Source organism: Halobacillus sp. BBL2006 (assembly GCF_000786645.1).
GTDB lineage: Bacteria > Bacillota > Bacilli > Bacillales > Halobacillaceae > Halobacillus.
In genome coordinates, this window is record NZ_JRNX01000364.1 from 1 (window position 1) to 3,992 (window position 3,992).

The following is a 3,992-nucleotide window of genomic DNA, read 5'->3' on the forward strand; positions in this document are numbered from 1 at the left end:
GGCATGGCAGGGACAGCCTCTAACGTATTAGGAGACATTGTCGGTTCAGCCGTCATCGACCGTAATGAAGACAAAAAAACTGATGCGGCAGTATAAAAAAGCGGACTTGTCATTGATACAAGTCCGCTTCTTCTATTTATTCTTCTGAAACAAAACGATGTTCCGCCAAAACTACAGCTATCTCATCTTCCAGGTCTTCCACTTCTTCAAGATAATTATTAAAGACGATTGAAAAAATCAAATTCTCTCCATCCTGTGTCATCACATACCCGGACAAAGATGAAACGCCAGCCAATGTTCCCGTTTTCGCTTTGACGTTTCCTTCTGCTGCAGTACCCTCCATCCTCGAACGAATCGTGCCGCCGATTAACCTTTCACCGACTCCTGCAACGGGCAGTGAATTCAAGAAAGCCGGAAACCAATTCTTATCCTGGACCTGAAACAGAAGCTCAGAGATCTCGTGGGCCGGAATCATATTGACATGAGACATTCCCGATCCATCCCTGAGACAAAGGGTTTCCGTGTTCACTCCGATTTCGCTCAGATAGGATGTAACGACAGCAAGCCCTTTCTCCCAGCTTCCCTCATGATGGATGATTTTCCCCATCTCTTTTACGAACACTTCTGCGTGACCATTATTGCTTAGCTTCATAAACGGAATAAAAAGTTGTTTAAGCGGCATGGATTCTTTAGAAACCATTATTTTGGCGGAGCCCGGGGCTTTTCCCCCTTCTTTCTTCACACTATTGACTTCAATGCTTTGTTTTTTCAGAGCCTGTTGGAAAAGGCTCAAGGCAAGTCCCGTAGGTTCAAAAACAGCCACCCATGAACGAAAACGGCTTGCTTCAACGGGAATGGTGCCTTTGACGATAATCTGGTTTGTTCCATGCTTTCGTTCCATGGAAATATCCTCGGATGATTCTGAAGAAACCGTCGTTGCCTGATTCATGATTTGGACATAATCATTGTCCGGAGTGACTTCAATCCGTGCCTGCTCACCTACTTTGTCTGAAGGAGAAACAGCAACGATGATCGTCCCCGCATCATAGTCTTCGTCCGGAGATACGGTGAGCGCCGATATCTGTGAGCCATAATACTGCGTCTCATCAGTCCATGTAATATCTTCGGATAACCGAACATCATCATACCACGTATCATCGGCGATTAAGCTGCCTTTCACTTCCCGGACCCCTAGTTCGTTCAGCGATTCAGCCATCTCATCCAAATCTTTCGCTAGTAACGTAGGATCGCCATTTCCTTTTAAATATAGATCACTATAAAGCTTATCTCCTATTATTTCTCCTTCTGCCACAATCTCCGTTGTGAAGGTATAATCAACACCAAGCGTTTCAAGAGCCGCCGCCCCGCTGAACAACTTCATATTCGAAGCAGGCTTCAGTCGCTTATCTGCATTATGTTCAAAGATGACCTCACCTGTTTCCGCCAGACGTATGCTGACTCCAGCAAGTGCTCCACTCAGTTTTTTATTCGTTAAGATGGCATTCAGTTTATCGATCAATACGGATTCCTCCTTGACGCCTCATCACTTTTCGAAGAAAATTCGGAGGTCCCTGCATCTTTCTCTCAAGCTTGTGCACCCTTACGAAAGCCCTTCCCAATTTAACAGCTTTGCAGTACCCGAAATAAGCATTATTTTAATCATAGAATTTGCTAGATTGTAAGAATCCCATTCAATTCATGTAACGATATTCCATTAAACTATTTAAAAGAGAGAGCTCCTGTAATAATTCCTCGCCAACATTCGTTTCTGATACTTTTTTCCTCTCTAGTTCTTTATCCACCAATCTTTTAACGGATAACACATCTGTTCCATTCATTAGTACCTCTTCTTTTGAGTTAAAATGTTGATGGGCGACTAATTGCATGCCGTAGGAATTATATAATAGTGTGTATCCAGCAATACCTGTTTTTGATTGATACGCTTTGGAAAAACCACCATCGATGACAATCATCTTTCCATTTGCTTTGATCGGATTCTCCCCCTCGATTTCTTTAACGGGGGTATGGCCATTTATAATATGACCTTGATCCGGATTAAGATCAAAGTCTTTTAGAATTCTTCGGCAGGTTTCCTCGTTTTCACGTAAATAGTAATAGGGATTCTTTTTCTCTTTATGGGTTTCTTTATCGCTGATGAAATACCGTTCAAAGGTCGTCATGGCCCTTTTTCCAAAGAGAGATGAATATTCTCCTGTCCATAAATACCAGACCATATCTGTCGCAAGGTCATCGGTCTCTTCAGGATATGCAAACGCATGGCGCAAATAATGTTCAAAAACATCGAGTAAATCACGACCTGCATAGGTTTTACCCTCAATCACCATTTTTTCCATTTTTTCATTCTCATCTAAAGGAATGCATCCGTGGATTAATAAGTTCCCATTATATTTCAAATAGAGACTGCCTTTTTTCATGAGGAACTTCATATGTCTAGCCAGCTTTTCGGAATGCTGAATTGAAAATAACAGCTTATCAATCACCTGCTGTTCTTCTTCTAATAATTGATCAGGTTGTTCCGGGTTTATCGTTGCAAAGCACGCATTTTCTAATGGGTACGTTTTTCCGTGAATCGTGATTTCGTTTTTATCATAATCAATTTTCTCAAGCAAAAGCCTTTCAGACATATTAAAGTTCGGGCGTCTCTTGATGATCGGGCTCTCAAGTTTAAACTGAATCATCGAAATGGCTTGATGTATCTTGGTAATTTGTATTTTTTCATGGTCAGTAGTCATTTTATCTGAATGCACTTTTGGTCTGAAGGCCGGGTTATCTTCATAGTATTTCTCGGCAAGATTAAGAAGCGGTCTAAGGTTGATCCCGTACACATCTTCGATAATATCCAAATTGTCATAGCGTGCACAGATACGAATAATATTAGCGAGACAAACCTTCGAACCAGCAAAGGCCCCTATCCATAAGGCATCATGATTGCCCCATTGGATATCAACAGAATGATAGTTAATAAGTGCTTCCATAATTTTATCGGGTTCGGGTCCACGATCATAAATATCCCCCACGACATGCAGATGATCAACGACCAGCCGTTGCGTGCTGTAAGCAAGACCTGTAATCAGCTTATCTGCTTGTCCAAGGGAAATAATTTGCTGGACCATTTTGGTGTAATACTGTTCCTTATTGGCCGATTCATCTGTTTTGTATAAGAGCTCTTCAATAATATAGGCAAACTGATCAGGCAATGCTTTTCGCAATTTCGAGCGTGTATATTTGGAGGAGGAATAAGAAATGACCTTAATCATGCGTTCTATAATTTCTTTATACCATTGGTTTAATTCCTGTTCATTATCAAATTCATTTATCATCAACTTCAATTTTTCTTCAGGGTAATAAACTAATGTCGCCAGATCATTGATTTCTTTTTCAAAGATGACACCATTGAAAATGTCTCTTATTTTCTCTTTCACTCTCCCTGATCCATTTCTTAACACATGTTGAAAGGCTTGATACTCCCCGTGTAGATCGCTGACAAAATGCTCGGTACCTTTTGGGAGATTAAGAATGGCTTCAAGATTAATAATTTCAGTGACTACTTTTTCTTCACTATCATATTTTTGGGCCAATAAATCTAAGTATTTCGTGTTCAAGGTTATGTATCCCCTTTCAAAATTCCTCGTTATTTAGCACCTTCAAGATCGCCATGAACTTCTAATATCTTAAAAAGAAAACTACGATTGAATGTTTACGTCGCTTATATTTTTATTGTTTCTGCTTCCATTTAAAAAAGGTTTTTATTATGTATAATCGTAACATATTTTTAACAATTAAGAATAAGAGGCCCCCCAGTATAGACCGATTTTTTGTTGGTTATCATTTCTTGCCTACGAAAGATGTTTATCTCTTCCTTTGCGCCGTACGATATGCGAATTAGGACTGTTTGCGAACAAAGCATCGATTCCTCGAATAATTCTGCCCTATTACTTCATAACCTTTTTTATTCATTTTTTCATAGGCTG

The 3,992-nt window shown here is 40.2% G+C and carries 2 protein-coding genes; both read right to left on the minus strand.

Annotation, left to right across the window (positions count from 1 at the left end; genetic code table 11):
* Positions 1–136 precede the first annotated feature (136 nt).
* Positions 137–1,519, minus strand: coding sequence for a D-alanyl-D-alanine carboxypeptidase/D-alanyl-D-alanine-endopeptidase (gene dacB / locus LD39_RS11450; protein WP_052158837.1), 1,383 nt, complete (start codon positions 1,517–1,519; stop codon positions 137–139).
* 172 nt (positions 1,520–1,691) lie between these two features.
* Positions 1,692–3,623, minus strand: a complete 1,932-nt coding sequence (gene fbp / locus LD39_RS11455; RefSeq protein WP_035546464.1) for a fructose-1,6-bisphosphatase — start codon at positions 3,621–3,623, stop codon at positions 1,692–1,694.
* Positions 3,624–3,992: the final 369 nt, after the last annotated feature.